The following is a 14,563-nucleotide window of genomic DNA, read 5'->3' as shown; positions in this document are numbered from 1 at the left end:
TTAGTGAAGACGGGAATGCAACTGCTGGGCCAACGATTCGACGCTCGAGAGCGAGGCCGCAATCATCTTGCCGCCCGCCTGAATGTCCTGAAACGTCGCGGTGGTCGTCACGTCGTTGCGGTGCAGGCTGTCGCGGTAGCTCTTCGAAAGCTCCTCCGAGCGCGTGGCGAGCGAGCGCACTTCGCCGGCAACGATGCCAAAGCCGCGCCCTGCCGAGCCCGCACGCGCCGCTTCGATGGACGCGTTCAGCGACACGATCAGCACGTGCCGGACAATCGACGCCAGTTCGTGGTTCTTCGCGTGCATGTCCTGGTTCTGCGTCATGAGCGAGATCATCTGCTCGTGCCAGCGCTCGAACGTCGCCGCCAGACCGCGCAGGCGCGCGGCCTCTGCGGCAATGCGTTGCGCCTCGGCCTGCCAGAGGCCCTTCGCCTCGAGCACGGCCGCCTCCGACTTGCGTGCAGCCTCCAAATCCAGTTCCGCCTGCGTCAGACTGGCCCGTAGCGCGGCAAGCGCCTCGTCGTGCGCATGGGCGCCTTCCTCGCGGCTTGTCACGGCCAGACGCTCACGGTCCAGCGCCTGCGCCAACGCTTCGTCGTGCGTCTTGGTCAGCGCACGCCAATGTGCGGTGGCCCGCGCCATGCGCCAGCGATGCGCGACAAACGCCACCGCACCCGCGCCGATCACGCCGGCCAGCGCCCCTGCCAACAGCCATTCCACTGCTTCCATACGCCATTCGTCTCCGAAAGCGGCACGGCGGCGGCAGACCCGTCAGGTCCGCGCCGCCTTGCCCATCGTGCTTACTGTGCCAGCGGTGCCGACGATGCCAACGGTGTGGCGGCGCCTCAAACCTTGTCGGCTTGCGACAGACCACCGCGCGAGGCCGATCGCTCGCCAGCCTCGATGGCCGGCAGGTCCACGGCATCGGCCGCCACACTGTTCAGGTCGAAGCCATCGACCACCAGGTTGTCGGGCAGACACACCACCGTCTGGAACTGACGGAATTCGGCACCCTTGCGCTCGTCGGTGAAGCGCAGTTCGATACGGCCATGTTCGCGGCGCACGAAGTCCTGCACGGCATCCATGCCCACCCCGCGCCCCGACACTTCGGTGACTTGCGCTGCCGTCGAAAAGCCCGGACGGAAGATGAACTGGGCAATCTGCTCGTCCGTCACATAGGTCTCGGCGGTAATCCAGCCGCGCTGAACGGCGATATTGCGGATACGGTGCAGCGCCAGCCCGCGACCGTCGTCGGCGAGCGTGACTTGCAGCATGTTGTGGTCGAGGCCGACTTCAATGTCGATGGTGCCCGCGGGCGGCTTACCCTTCATACGACGCTCGTCCGCACTCTCCAGCCCGTGATCCATCGAATTGCGCAGCAGGTGCATGAACACGTCGCGCAGAATCCGCACGGCGGGCGATCGCAGGCGGTAGCCGTTGTCGTCGATTCGCACGGCCGGGGCCGGCTTGCCGAGTTCGGCCGCGAGCGATGGCAACGAATCCAGCACACCGCCCAGCGCTTCGCCCACGCCTTCGGTGCCCAGCAGACGCAGCGTCTGGTGCACGGCGTCGCGCATGGCGACAAGTTGCTGCGGATCGTTCGGATCGGCCGCTTCGAGCATGCGCAGGCTGGCCCGGATGTGCGCGCGATCGACCACCATCGACTGTTCGTCGGCGGCTCTGCCCGGGCCCTTGCGGCCGAGACTCATCTCATTGATTTGGGCGTAGGTGTCGACCGCTTCGCGCACGCGTTCGAGTTCGCGCATCAGGCCGTCCTGATCCCACAGACGAGCGACGTCGGGCTGACGCAGATCGTGATAGCGCTGCTCGGTCTCGTGCACGACGTTCGTCAGATATTGCAGGTTATATGTGCGCGCGTTGCCCTTAATGGTGTGCATGTTGCGGAACAGCTCCGCGATGGCCGCACTGTCGGCTTGCGAATGCTTGCGGATGATGCGTTCGTTCTCGCGAATGAAGCCGGTCGAGCTTTCGATGAAGTGATGGAACTTCTCCTGACTCACCGCCAGAATCTCGCCGATCATCTCCAGCCGCTGCTTCTGCTCGTTCGCCTCGGCGGCGAGTTCGCGCAGCTCTGTCACATCGCGCACACACAGCATCAGACGCAGGATCGTGTCGCTCTCGTCGGTGATCGCCGACCACGTCAGATCGAGTTGCTTCACCCGGCCGTCGGGCATGCGCTTACCGATCTCGCCCACCAGCAGGTGTTCGTTGAAGGCGAAGTTGATGGCGTCCTGCCCGATACAGGCGTCGATGGCGGCCTCGACCTGCGAGAGCGCATTCGAACCCAGATCGCTCTCGCCGAAGACCAATTCCATGACGGGGCGCCCGGCGATGTCCTGCGTCTCGAAGATCGCTTCGAGGTAAGCCGAGTATTCGCCATGAACCTTCGAGCCGTCGACGACCGTCAGAATGCCCTGCTGCATGTTCTGCAACATCGCCTGAATGTCGGCCGTCTTCTGCTTAAGTTGCGCCGAGCGCTCCTGAATCTTCTCGATCATGCCGTTGAACGCCACGATCGAATGCCCGATTTCATCCATACGGCCGACCGGCACCCGGCGGGTGAAGTCCTGGCTGTTCGCGATCTCGCTCATCATGGCCTGCATGCGCGAGAGGGGACGCGTGATCTGGCGATACAGCAGCGCACCAATGGCCGTGAGCAGCACGATCGCCAACCCGGTCACCAGCGCGATGGCCGTAGTGGTGGTCGAGAGCGTGTCGTTGAGCGTGGCGATGGCCGAGTCTTTCTGACGGTTCTTCTCGACACGAAGCGTGTTGACTACGCCTTCGAGTTCGTCGCGATACTGCGCGACCATCGCGAAGAGAAACGCCTGCGCCATCTCGGTCTTGCCGGCCTGCTTGAGCTTGGCGGTGTCGCTGATCGCGTTGAAGTAGTTCTCGACGCTCTCGCGGGCTTGCGTCACCAACCCCTTCTGGGCGTCGCTCGCGGCGCCTTGCGCCTGACGGGCAAGCGACTGGTCAATTTCGCCGCGCAGTTTCTTGAGATTATCGAGCGCCTGCTCGACGACGGTGTCGTCCGGCGCGTAGACCAGCGTCATGGTGGCGATCTGCACCGCCTTGACTTGCGAGACGAGATCGGCGGAAGCCAGCGCGCTCGGCACTACGCCTTCCGTAACCTGCCGCACCTTATGAGCGCTGGCGCGAGTCTGATAGACCGCGTAGCCACCAATGATCGAGAGCGCCACAAACGTCAGGATCACCAATAGCGTTATTCGATGACGGATCGTCATTGCGTCGTTTCCCCGGGGTCGCACCGGCGCCCGGTGCCACGCGCGAACTGACGCAGTAGATCGGCCGCCGAATTAGTTTGTAGATTCCTCGTGCGATGTGATTATTGCGGGCGAATCGTGACGATTCGATGAATCAACAGAAGCTTCACGTATCCTCGATCCGGCAGTGCCTTGTAGGAATCCGAGACGAGTGAGTGCACACGAACATCGCCGCGCGCCCCACTCCGGTCCGCACAACGTCCCCCACAAACGAGAACAGCGCCGGTGGCACGGTGCAAGGCACACGCGCTACCGGCGCTGTTCGGACGACGCCTGGCTCAGTAACCGGCGGCCAGACCGTCGCGGCGACTGTCGCTGGCGGCGACATAGCCGCGTTCCGGATCGTTGCGATCCAGACGCCAGATATACTGGCCCGAGCCGAAGTCCATGTACGGGTCGTCGACGGACTTCAGCCGATGACCCATCGCCACCAGCCCGGCCACCGTTTCGCGGTCAAGCGTCGATTCGATATCGACGGTGAAGTCGCGATTGACCTTCCAGCGCGGTGCGTCGCACGCCGCCTGCGGCTGCTGGCCGTAGTCGATCATCCGCACGATCGATTGGAGATGGCCTTGCGGCTGCATGTCGCCGCCCATCACGCCGAAGCTCATCACGGCCTCGTGCTTGCCGTCGACCTTCTGCGTGAGGAACGCCGGGATGATCGTGTGGAACGGACGCTTGCCGCCCTCGACCACGTTGGCCGACTTCGGGTCCATGGAGAAACCGCAGCCGCGATTTTGCAGCGCGATGCCCAGGTCGGGCACCACGACGCCGGAGCCGAAGCCCATGTAGTTCGACTGGATGAAGCTCACCATCATGCCCTGCTCGTCGGCCGCCGCGAGATAGATCGTGCCGCCGGACTTCGGCATGCCGAAGTCGAAATGCGATGCGCGTTCCGGGTCGATGAGCTTGGCACGCGCGGTGAGATAGGCGTCGTCGAGCATCTGCTCGGGCGTGACTTCCATGGAACGCGGATCGGCAACGTATTTATAGAGATCGGCGAACGCGAGCTTCATCGCTTCGATCTGCAAGTGCTGCGAATGCACCCGGTCGACGGCCAGACGCGACACGTCGAACTTCTCGAGAATGCCCAGCGCCATGAGTGCCGCGATGCCCTGCCCGTTCGGCGGAATCTCATGCACGGTGTAGCCGCGATAGTCCTTCTCGATGGGTTTGACCCAGTCCGCACGGTAGTTGCGCAGATCGTCGGTCGTCATCGCGCCACCATGCTGCGCCGACCATGCGGCGATACGCTGCGCGATCTCACCTTCGTAATAGGCGCGCGGTCCGTGCTCGGCGAGCATGCGCAACGTGCGCGCATGGCCCGGCATGCGGACCATCTCGCTCGTCGTCGGGGCGCGGCCATTCGGCATGAACGTCTGCGCGTAGCCCGGAAAGTCTTTCAACTCCGGCACCGCCGCCGCCCATTTGCGCGCGACGATGTGCGCCACGGCATGCCCGCGCTCGGCGATCTCGATGGCCGGCGCCATGAGGTCGGCAAACGGCAGCTTGCCGAACTTGGCGTGCAGCGCCTCCCAGCCGGCAATTACGCCGGGCACGGTGGTGGTGTCGACTCCGCGCATCGGCTGCTTGGCGATGCCATGCTGCTCGCCGTACTTTTTACGGAAATAGTCGACGTTCCACGCGGCGGGGGCAACGCCCGAGGCGTTCAGGCCGTGCAGCGCCTTGCCGTCCCAGATCAGCGCGAAACAGTCGCCGCCAAGGCCATTGGACACCGGCTCGACGACCGTCATGCATGCGGCGGCGGCAATCGCGGCATCGACGGCATTGCCGCCCTGCCAAAGAATACGCAGACCGGCTTGCGCGGCAAGCGGGTGCGACGTCGACACGATATTTCGGGCGAACACCGGCAGGCGCGGTGTCGGGTACGGATTCTGCCAATTGAATTGCGTCATGGGACTCGCTGTTGACCTTTGTCTCGAATGGTTGGAATGGGCCTGTCAGGTGGCGATGCTGTCGAGTATCGCGTCTCTCGTCGTGCTATTGCTCGCGCGGATCGAGCGCGTCGCGCAAGCCGTCGCCCAGCAGGTTGAAGCCGAGTACCGTCAAGAAGATGGCGATACCGGGAAAAATGGACATCCAGGGCGCCTGTTCGACAAAGTCCTTTGCCGTATTGAGCATCGAGCCCCACGACGGCAAAGGCGGCAATTGTCCCAGCCCCAAAAACGACAGGCTCGCCTCGGCGATGATGGCGGTGGCCACCGTCAGGCTCGCCTGCACGATGATCGGCGGCAGCACGTTCGGCAAGATGTAGCGCACGATGATGCGCGTGTCGGTGAGGCCAATGGCGCGCGCCCCTTCCACATACTCTTCCGCCTTGACGGTGAGCGCCTGCGCCCGGGCGAGCCGCACGAAACGCGGCATCGCGGAGACGCCGATGGCGATCATCGCGTTCGTAAGGCTCGCGCCCAGGAACGCCGCCATCGCAATCGCCAGAATCAGGAACGGGATGGACAGCAGCGCGTCGGCCAGTCGCGAGATGATGGCGTCGACCCAACGGCCGAAATACCCCGCGAGCAGACCCAGCGGCACACCGATAATCACCGCAATGCCCACCGACACCACGCCCGCCGCGAGCGACGCGCGCGCGCCGAAGATCATGCGGGCGAGCACGTCGCGGCCTAGCTCGTCGGTACCGAACCAGTGCAGGGCACTTGGCGCCTGCCGCACGGTCATGAAGCTCGTGGCAACCGGATCGTAAGGCGACAGCCACGGTGCGAAGATCGCGACGATCACCGCGAACGCCACAATGACGGCGCCCGCGACCGCCGCCCGGTTGCGCACGAACTTGCGCAGCCCGCGATGCCGGCGTCGCGGCAAACGTTCGGCGCCGGCTGCGGCCGCGACGGGACGGCTCCCTTCGGGGGTCGGCGATGCAGAAGAAGTCGTTGGCAATGCGGCCATGTTCGGAAAGGTCTCAGGCGCGACGCAGGCGCGGGTTGAGCAAGACGTAGAGCACGTCGGCCAGCAGGTTCAGGACGATGAAACCGGCCGCCGTCACCAGCACGACGCCCTGCACCACCGCATAGTCGCGGTTGAACACGGCGTCGACGATCAGCTTGCCGAAGCCCGGAATCGTGAAGACTTGCTCGGTAAGCACGGCACCGGCGAGCAACTCGCCGAAAAGCAGTGCGAGTACCGTCACGATGGGAATCAGAGCATTACGCAGCGCGTGCTTGAGCACAACGGTGCCGCGCAGCAGGCCCTTGGCGCGCGCCGTGCGAATGTAGTCGGTGCGCAGCACGCCGAGCATGGCGCTGCGCGTGTGGCGCATCAATTGCGCGCCCAGCGCCGCCCCGAGCACGAACGCGGGCATCACCATCGTCTTGAAGCTCATCCACAGGTCTTCGCCCGGCGGCACGTAGCCCGAGGACGGCAACAACTGCCAGCGCACGGAGACGAGAAAGATCAGCAGAATGCCGAGCCAGAAGTTCGGGATCGACATACCCGACAACGCCAGCACGTTCGCGCCGTAATCGACCGCCTTGCCTCGATTGGCAGCCGACAGAATGCCCAGCGGAATGCCGATCCCGATGGCGATCACCAGACCGAACATCGCCAGTTGCAGCGTGACGGGCAGCTTCTGCGCGATGAGTGTCGTCACCGGCTCGCCCGTGCGCAATGAGGTGCCGAGATTCCCCTGCAGTACATCGCCGATCCATAGCGCGTACTGCGTGGGCAACGGCTTGTCGAGGTGATACTTCTCACGCAGTGCCGCGATGACCTGCGGGTTCTGGTCCTCGCCGGCCATCGCGAGCACGGGATCGCCGGGCAACATCTTCTGTAGCCCGAAGATCATCATCGACACGATGATGAGCGTGGGGATCGCAACCAGCGCACGATGAACGACGAGGCGCAGCATGGTGGCTCCTTCTCCTTATCCCGGTTATCCCGCTTATCCCTTCACGCTCACGCCGCGCAGGCGAATCAGCCCGTCGGGATAGGCGACGAACCCTTGCACCTTCTTGCTGAGCACATACGGCCACGGTTGCACGTACAGATAGAGGATGGGATTCTCGTCGGCCAGGATCTTGTTCGCGCCATCGTAGAGCGGCTTGCGCTCGGCCACGCTCGACTTCACGCGCGCCTCGTTCAGCAGCTTGTCGACGTCGGCATTGCAGTACTGGCCGTAGTTCAGGTTGCCTTTGCAGGTGACGAACTGATGCAGATTGCCGTCGGGGTCGATACGCCCCGACCAGCCGTTATAGAGCACGTCGAAGTCTCCGCGGTGGGCCGCATCGAGCGCCGCCGCGTAGTCCATCGGACGCAGTTTCAGCGTTATGCCCGCCTCGGCAAGCATCGCTTGCAACATCTGCGCCATCTGATTGGCCACCGTGTTGTTGCCGAAGCTCAGCGTCACGTCGACCTTCTCGAAGCCCGCAGACTTGAGCAGTGCCTTCGCCTTGGCCACATCGCGCTTGGTCGTCTTGATCGACGTATCGTAGTACTGGCCCGAACGCGGCAGCGCCTGATTGGCCGGCGTGAAGATACCGCCGCCGATGACCTGGTTGATGGCGTCGCGATCGATCGCCAGATCGAACGCCTGACGCACGCGCTTGTCACGCAACGCTTTCGGCGCGTTCGCCGCCACGTTGAACGTCAGGCCGTAATAACCCAGCCCATCGATGGAGACGAAGTTCAGGTTGGCATCGCGCTTGACCGACTTCACATCGGACGGCGAGAGGCGTTCGAGCATATCGAGCGAGCCCGAACGCACATTGGCCAATCGCACGGTCGTGTCGGGAATCGGCAGGAAGATGACCTTCTGTGTCGGATACTTGTCGGCATCCCAGAAGCCCGCGAATTTCTCCAGCACCACACGATCGTTCTGCACACGTTGCACGAACTTGTACGGCCCGGAGCACACGGGGCGAGCCTGCACGGCGGCGTCGTCGGCGAGCGTCTTGGGCGCGAGCATCATGCCCGCGCGGTCGGACAGCGTGGCGAGCAGCGCAGAATCGGGTGCCTTGAGCACGATGTTGACGGTCGTGTCGTCAACGGCGTCGACGCGATCGATGGAGGACAGCTCGCTCTTGCGATTGCTCGCCGGCAGGCTGCGTGCGCGGTCGAGGTTGGCCTTGACGGCACGCGCGTTGAACGGCTCGTCGTCGTGGAATTTCACGCCCTGACGCAGCTTGAACGTCCATGTCTTCCCGTCGGCGCTGACGCTCCACGACGTGGCGAGCATCGGCACGAACTTCAGATCGGTGCTGATATCGACCAGCGAGCTGCACAGAGAACGCAGCACCATGCGATCGACGACCTGCGAACTGCGAGCGGGATCGAGCGAACCGATGTCCTCCTGTAAACCGATGCGAAGGGTCGACTGCGCCATCGCAGAGGCCGCACCGGCTGTCAAAGACGCCGCCAGAACAAGATCGAGCAAAACGTTGCGCATGCGTGAGATCCCTTGAGTGTGATGGAGTGGTGAAATGAGGGTTAACCGGTGATTGCAATGTCCGCCTGTGCCTGCCGGGCGCGATACAGCGCGAGACGCTCCCCCAGCTTCTCGCTGGGTGCCGTCGCGCGCGCGGGGCTCGCACCGGCGTTCTGAATCTCACGCCAGAAATGGCAGGCCACCTGCCGCCCGTCGGGCAGCACTTCGTCGATCGGCCGTTGCTCACGGCACGCGGGCTTTGCATGCGGGCATCGCGGATGGAAACGGCAGCCGGGCGGCGGGGCGGTCGGGCTCGGTAATTCGCCGCCCAGCGGCGCACGTTCGCGCCGCAGGTGCGGGCGGCTCGCCGGAATGGCTTGCAGGAGCGCCTGGGTGTAGGGGTGCAAAGGGTTGTCGAACAGCGCGTCGGCACTCGCCAGCTCCACAATCTCGCCGAGATACATCACGGCCACGCGGTCGCTCATGTGACGAATCACCGCCAGATCGTGGGCAACCATGATGAGCGTCAGGCCGAAGTCGTGCTTGAGGCGCTCCAGCAGATTGATGACCTGCGCCTGTACCGAAACGTCCAGCGCCGAGACCGGCTCGTCGCCAACGATCACGCGCGGCTCACCCGCCAACGCGCGTGCGATGCCGATGCGCTGACGCTGACCGCCGGAGAATTCGTGCGGAAAGCGCTGCGCATAGTCAGGTTGCAGACCGACGGTGCGCAGCAGTTCGGCCACGCGTTCGTCGCGGGCGCGCCCGCGCGCGAGCCCATGCAGGGCGATGGGTTCGCCAATCAGTCCGCCCACCGTCATGCTCGGATTGAGCGACGCGAACGGGTCTTGAAAGATGATCTGCAATTCGCGCCGCAGACGGCGCATCGCCCCCGCGCCCAGCGTCATGATGTCTTCGCCCTGATAGCGCACTTCGCCGCGCGTGGCGTCGAGCAGGCGCAGGAGCAGCCGTCCCAGGGTGGATTTCCCGCAGCCGGATTCGCCCACGATGGCGAACGTCTCGCCCGCCTGTACGGCAAACGAGACGCCATTGACGGCATACACCGTAGGAGCACGGGAAAAGCCGACGCGATGTCCGCCAAAGTGCTTGGTCAGGTCGCGCGCTTCGAGCAGCGGGGATGAGGATGGGGCGTTCATACGGCAACCTCTTCCATCGGTGCGGCGGGAGGTGTCAGCGCTTCGACTGGCGCAAGCCAGCAGGCGACGCGATGCGCGCCGGACAGCGTGCGCTGCGCAGGCGCCTCGCGGGTGCAGCGGGCTTCGGCGAACGGGCAACGCGGTGCAAAACGGCAGCCGGCAGGCATGCGCTCCGGCGACGGCACGGTGCCGCGAATGGTGGCGAGCGTGCCGTCGCGCTTGCCGATCGACGGAATCGCCCCCATCAGCCCGATGGTGTAAGGATGCTGGGGGTCGTCGAAAATCTCATCGACCGTGCCATATTCGACGATGCGCCCCGCATACATCACGGCCACATCGTCGGCGACTTCCGCCACCACGCCCAGATCGTGCGTAATGAGGACAACCGCGGTACCGGTTTCTCGCTGCAGTGTCTGAATCAGCGAGAGCACCTGCGCCTGAATCGTCACGTCGAGCGCCGTGGTCGGCTCGTCGGCGATAAGCAGCGCGGGTCGATTGGCCAGCGCCATCGCGATCATCACGCGCTGGCGCATGCCGCCGGAGAGTTCGTGCGGATAGTTGTCGAGCCGCGTCTCGGGTGCGGGAATGCGCACCCGCTTGAGCATGTCGAGCGCCTCGGCGCGCGCCGCGCGCCGGTCCAGCCCCCGGTGGCGGCGAATGCCTTCTTCAATCTGATGACCGATGGTGAACGCCGGATTCAGCGAGGTCATCGGCTCCTGAAAGATCATCGCAAGCCGATTGCCGCGCAGATCGGCAAACTCGCGCTCGTCCAGCGCCAGCAGATCCCGGCCTTCGAACATCGCCCGGCCCGCCACGACATTGGCCGGCGGGCTCGGCAACAACCCCATGAGCGCGAGCGACGTCACGCTCTTGCCGCATCCCGATTCGCCGACGATGCACAGCGTCTTGCCGGGATGCACGGCAAACGAGACGCCGTCGATCAGGTTGGGCGCGTCGGACGCCTTGGAAAATTTCAGCGATAGTCCGGTGACATCGAGCACCGGCCCAGCGTCTGCGGGCATGGTCATGGGCGCGTTGTGTGGGTCGGTCTTCTTGCCCTGCTTGCCGGCAAGCCGGTCATGAGGGAGGTGCATGACACGATTATGTCTCCCACGCGATCAAAGGAAATATTAATATTTCTTTTTCATCCTTAAATTATTTTTAACTTCCAAATGCTGACATTGCGGATGTTGAAGACGTTCCGGTTGGTGGCGCAAACCGGCTCGTTCGCGGCGGCAGCGGAGCGTGCCGCGTTGACCCAGGCGGCGGTCAGCCTGCAAATGCGGGGGCTCGAAGACGCCGTCGGCCAGCGGTTGTTCGATCGGCGCGGGCGGCAGATCACGCTCACACGTCAGGGGCGCGACCTGTTTCCCCGCGTGGAGCAGATTCTGGCACTCACGGCCGAACTGACCGCGACCCCCATCGATGCCATGCACGGCCCGGTCACTATCGGCGCAGTGGTGTCGGTCATCGGCGCGTTGTCGCTCGCGGTCGCAGAACTCAAGACGGCGCATCCCCGGCTCGACGTACGGCTCACGTCGGCACGCTCGGACGAACTCACCGAACTCGTCGAACAAGGCGAAGTCGATATCGCCGCCGTGGTCGCACGCGCCGACGATGCCCGTGCCGACGGACTGGTGTGGACGCCGCTCTACACCGAACCGATGGTCATGATTGTGAATCGCGACGTGATCGAGACGGAACTCCGCGAGACCGACCCGCAGCGCATTCTCGACGAACACGCGTTTCTGCGCTTCGACCGGCGCGTTCGCACCGGGATGGTGGTCGAGCAGGCGTTGCGCGCGGCAAAACTCAGTGTGTCCGAGTACCTCGAGCTGAATTCCATCGAAACGATTGCCGCACTTGTGCGCAAGAACGTCGGCGTGTCCGTTCTGCCGCTGCTGCATCGCGGCGACTGGCAATCCGACCCGCTGTTGCGCATCGTTCCGATTGCGCAGCCGCCTTTGCTGCGCATGGTCGGGATGATTCATCGCGAACACGATTCGCGCACGCACAACATCACGGCCGCCATCGCAGGCATGCTGCAAGACGTGTGATTCCCCCGGAACGTAAAAACGGCGCGAACTCGTCGCGCCGTCGGCAGAAACGATGTGACGCGCAGCGTCAGTCGCGTGTCTCGAAGGCTTTGTTGATGCGCAACGCCAGCAATGTGCAAACCGTGCCCGAGAGCAAATAGGCACTCACGGCGATCAGTCCGAACTCGGCCGACAATCCCAGCGCCACGAGCGGCGCGAACGCCGCACCGAACAGCCATGCGAAATCGGTCGTCAGCGCCGCCCCCGTGTAACGGAAACGTTGCTCGAAGTTCGACGTCACCGTCCCGGCCGCCTGCCCGTACGACAGCCCGAGCAGCGCAAAGCCGACCAGAATGAAGATGTCCTGCCGTGTCGAGCTACCGCCCATCAGGAATGGCGCAAAGAGAGCAAACACCCCGATGAAGATGGCAAACAGGCCCAACGTGGTACGTCGGCCGATGCGGTCGGCAATGCGTCCGGAAATGACCGTGCACACGATGGCGATCACCGCACCGCATAGCTGCACAATCAACACGCTGTTCAGATCCTGCGTGTTTTGCAAGGCAATCCACGACAGCGGAAATACCGTCACCAGATGGAAGAGCGCATAGCTGGCCAGCGCCGCAAATGCACCGAGAAAAATGTTATAGCCCTGCGAGCGCACCATCTCACGCGTGCTGATCGGCTCCAGTTGGCCCTCTTCCAGCATCTCCGTGTATTCGTGCGTCACCACCAGACGCAACCGCGCGAACAGCGCCACCACATTCACGGCGAAAGCGACATAGAACGGATACCGCCAGCCCCACGAGAGGAAGTCGTCGGACTCGAGACTCCAGTGCAGGAACAGGAACAGCCCCGCCGCGATGATGAAGCCGATCGGTGCGCCCAACTGCCCCATCATCGAATACCACCCGCGCCGCTGTGGCGGGGCGTTCATGGCGAGTAACGACGGCAAGCCGTCCCACGAGCCGCCAAAGCCGATGCCCTGCACCAGACGGAAGAAAGCGAGCAGCCAGATGGAGCGCTCACCCAACACCGAATAGCCCGGCAGGAACGCCATGCCGGCCGTCGCCGTGCCGAGCACGAATAGCGCCGCCGTGAGCTTCACACTGCGGCCCCAGCGACGCTGCACGGTCATGAACAGCGCGGTGCCGAAGGGGCGTGAGATAAACGCGAAGGAGAAAATCGTGAACGCGTACAACAGGCCGCGCAGACCGTCGGCAAATGGAAAGAAAACGTGGGGAAAGACGAGCACGGCGGCGATGCCGAACACAAAGAAGTCGAAGTACTCGGAGGCGCGGCCGACGACCACCCCGACCGCGATTTCCTCCGGCGCAATGCGGGACTTGCTCCCGTGATCGTGCGCCGTCGTCGCGACGGTGACGCCCGGCGGCGTCGGCGGTTGATGAGCACTGCTTGACATTATCGGACCCCCTTGCGGATCGGGATGACCATGACACTCGTGCCAGAAAAGCATCGCAGGTATCGCGAATCGACGCTATAGGGTTTACCCTCAATTGCTGCATCAGGGTGGGAAGTCCATGATGGACCCGGTCTGAGGCTACGGTTCCATCGATCGCAGCATGACTTCCCCCAAGTTCCTTCGCGGGGTACTTTTACTCCCCGCCGCCGCGTTGCTGTCCGGATGCAATACCGTCTTGATGTCGCCTTCGGGCGATCTCGCGGTAAGGCAGCGGGACATCATCATCGTTTCCACCGTCTTGATGTTGCTGATCATCGTTCCGGTGATCGTGCTGACATTGCTCTTTGCGTGGCGCTACCGCGCCTCGAACAAGAACGCGGTCTATACCCCCGAATGGGATCACTCGACGCTGCTCGAACTGCTCATCTGGGCCGCGCCGCTGCTGATTATCATCGCGCTCGGGGCGCTCACCTGGGTGAGCACGCACAAGCTCGACCCGTACCGTCCACTCGAGCGCATCAACGCCAGACGCGATCTCCCGCCCGACACGCGAGCGCTCACGGTACAAGTGGTCGCGATGGACTGGAAGTGGCTGTTCTTCTATCCCGATCAAGGCATTGCGACTGTCAACGAACTGGCCGCACCGGTGGACCGGCCGATCCGTTTCGAGATCACGTCGACCACGATGATGAACTCGTTCTTCGTGCCCGCACTCGCGGGGCAGATCTATGCGATGCCAGGCATGGAGACGAAGCTTCACGCGATCATCAACAAGCCCGGCATCTATGACGGTTTCTCCGCGAACTACAGCGGCGCAGGCTTCTCGGGCATGCGCTTCAAGTTCCACGGTCTCTCGGCAGACGATTTCGATGCGTGGGTGCAGCAGGTCAAGACGAAGGGCGACAACCTCACGCGCGACAAGTACGCGGCGCTTGAGAAGCCGAGCGAATGGGTACCCGTGCATTACTACGGCGACGTGGCGCCCAATCTCTACGACGCGATTCTGAACCGCTGCGTGCAGCCTGGGCAGCCTTGTCTGAAGGACATGATGGATCAGCCCAATCACCAGCACGCGAGCCGAGCGCCCGCAGGCAGAACCGATGCGTTGCTTGCCGATGCGATGTGCACGGCAGAAAATACCGTGCAGTTCGCTTCCGGCATGCGGCGTGCCCCCGGTGAGGAGCTCACGCAGTGACGCACGCCGCGCGCAACCCCCGACAATGATGCGCCTCGCGCGCGAA

General features: G+C 63.8%; 11 protein-coding genes. 2 read left to right on the top strand and 9 right to left on the bottom strand.

Annotated features, from left to right (window positions below):
- The 8 genes from PCO31110_RS24090 to PCO31110_RS24055 all read right to left on the bottom strand — a co-directional run bounded on the left by PCO31110_RS24090 (position 1) and on the right by PCO31110_RS24055 (position 10,885).
- On the bottom strand, positions 1–729 hold the full coding sequence (locus tag PCO31110_RS24090) for a methyl-accepting chemotaxis protein (protein WP_150691626.1): 729 nt from the start codon (positions 727–729) through the stop codon (positions 1–3).
- A gap of 116 nt (positions 730–845) precedes the next feature.
- Positions 846–3,269, bottom strand: a complete 2,424-nt coding sequence (locus PCO31110_RS24085; protein WP_010804535.1) for an MCP four helix bundle domain-containing protein — start codon at positions 3,267–3,269, stop codon at positions 846–848.
- A gap of 317 nt (positions 3,270–3,586) precedes the next feature.
- Positions 3,587–5,224 carry a gamma-glutamyltransferase family protein gene (locus PCO31110_RS24080; protein WP_010804536.1) on the bottom strand — a complete coding sequence of 546 codons (1,638 nt, stop codon included), beginning with the start codon at positions 5,222–5,224 and terminating at the stop codon, positions 3,587–3,589.
- Positions 5,225–5,309: 85 nt separating this feature from the next.
- Complete coding sequence (locus PCO31110_RS24075; protein ID WP_010804537.1) at positions 5,310–6,233, bottom strand: ABC transporter permease; 924 nt, start codon at positions 6,231–6,233, stop codon at positions 5,310–5,312.
- Between the two features lie 13 nt (positions 6,234–6,246).
- The gene (locus PCO31110_RS24070) at positions 6,247–7,191 is read right to left on the bottom strand and encodes an ABC transporter permease (protein WP_010804538.1); all 945 of its coding nucleotides are present in this window, start codon (positions 7,189–7,191) and stop codon (positions 6,247–6,249) included.
- A gap of 33 nt (positions 7,192–7,224) precedes the next feature.
- Entirely contained in the window at positions 7,225–8,727 is a 1,503-nt protein-coding gene (locus PCO31110_RS24065; RefSeq protein WP_174979759.1) for an ABC transporter substrate-binding protein, read from the bottom strand.
- 41 nt (positions 8,728–8,768) lie between these two features.
- Positions 8,769–9,863 (bottom strand): ABC transporter ATP-binding protein, encoded by a 1,095-nt coding sequence (locus PCO31110_RS24060; protein ID WP_010804540.1) that lies wholly within the window; start codon positions 9,861–9,863, stop codon positions 8,769–8,771.
- Positions 9,860–10,885 carry an ABC transporter ATP-binding protein gene (locus tag PCO31110_RS24055; RefSeq protein ID WP_370855853.1) on the bottom strand — a complete coding sequence of 342 codons (1,026 nt, stop codon included), beginning with the start codon at positions 10,883–10,885 and terminating at the stop codon, positions 9,860–9,862. Before PCO31110_RS24055 ends, PCO31110_RS24060 begins: the two co-directional genes overlap by 4 nt.
- A gap of 150 nt (positions 10,886–11,035) precedes the next feature.
- Between PCO31110_RS24055 and PCO31110_RS24050 the strand changes: the two genes are divergently transcribed.
- Entirely contained in the window at positions 11,036–11,920 is an 885-nt protein-coding gene (locus PCO31110_RS24050; RefSeq protein WP_036661427.1) for a LysR substrate-binding domain-containing protein, read from the top strand.
- Between the two features lie 67 nt (positions 11,921–11,987).
- Here PCO31110_RS24050 and PCO31110_RS24045 read toward each other — a convergent pair whose 3' ends face one another.
- Positions 11,988–13,322 carry an MFS transporter gene (locus PCO31110_RS24045; protein WP_010804543.1) on the bottom strand — a complete coding sequence of 445 codons (1,335 nt, stop codon included), beginning with the start codon at positions 13,320–13,322 and terminating at the stop codon, positions 11,988–11,990.
- A gap of 160 nt (positions 13,323–13,482) precedes the next feature.
- On the opposite strand from PCO31110_RS24045, the gene cyoA reads away from it, so the two are divergent.
- The gene (cyoA, locus tag PCO31110_RS24040) at positions 13,483–14,517 is read left to right on the top strand and encodes a ubiquinol oxidase subunit II (RefSeq protein ID WP_150691625.1); all 1,035 of its coding nucleotides are present in this window, start codon (positions 13,483–13,485) and stop codon (positions 14,515–14,517) included.
- Positions 14,518–14,563 lie beyond the last annotated feature (46 nt).

This window comes from Pandoraea communis (genome assembly GCF_902459745.1).
In the GTDB taxonomy this organism is placed as follows: domain Bacteria; phylum Pseudomonadota; class Gammaproteobacteria; order Burkholderiales; family Burkholderiaceae; genus Pandoraea; species Pandoraea communis.
This window is presented reverse-complemented; position numbering and strand designations above follow the sequence as displayed.

What these genes read in the sequence shown, in the direction of transcription:
- PCO31110_RS24050 (WP_036661427.1), top strand. Translation starts at nt 11,036, where the DNA reads ATGCTGACATTGCGGATGTTGAAGACGTTCCGGTTGGTGGCGCAAACC.
- PCO31110_RS24065 (WP_174979759.1), bottom strand. Translation starts at nt 8,727, where the DNA reads ATGCGCAACGTTTTGCTCGATCTTGTTCTGGCGGCGTCTTTGACAGCC.
- PCO31110_RS24080 (WP_010804536.1), bottom strand. Translation starts at nt 5,224, where the DNA reads ATGACGCAATTCAATTGGCAGAATCCGTACCCGACACCGCGCCTGCCG.
- PCO31110_RS24055 (WP_370855853.1), bottom strand. Translation starts at nt 10,885, where the DNA reads ATGCCCGCAGACGCTGGGCCGGTGCTCGATGTCACCGGACTATCGCTG.
- PCO31110_RS24090 (WP_150691626.1), bottom strand. Translation starts at nt 729, where the DNA reads ATGGAAGCAGTGGAATGGCTGTTGGCAGGGGCGCTGGCCGGCGTGATC.
- PCO31110_RS24085 (WP_010804535.1), bottom strand. Translation starts at nt 3,269, where the DNA reads ATGACGATCCGTCATCGAATAACGCTATTGGTGATCCTGACGTTTGTG.
- PCO31110_RS24045 (WP_010804543.1), bottom strand. Translation starts at nt 13,322, where the DNA reads ATGTCAAGCAGTGCTCATCAACCGCCGACGCCGCCGGGCGTCACCGTC.
- PCO31110_RS24070 (WP_010804538.1), bottom strand. Translation starts at nt 7,191, where the DNA reads ATGCTGCGCCTCGTCGTTCATCGTGCGCTGGTTGCGATCCCCACGCTC.
- PCO31110_RS24075 (WP_010804537.1), bottom strand. Translation starts at nt 6,233, where the DNA reads ATGGCCGCATTGCCAACGACTTCTTCTGCATCGCCGACCCCCGAAGGG.
- cyoA (WP_150691625.1), top strand. Translation starts at nt 13,483, where the DNA reads ATGACTTCCCCCAAGTTCCTTCGCGGGGTACTTTTACTCCCCGCCGCC.
- PCO31110_RS24060 (WP_010804540.1), bottom strand. Translation starts at nt 9,863, where the DNA reads ATGAACGCCCCATCCTCATCCCCGCTGCTCGAAGCGCGCGACCTGACC.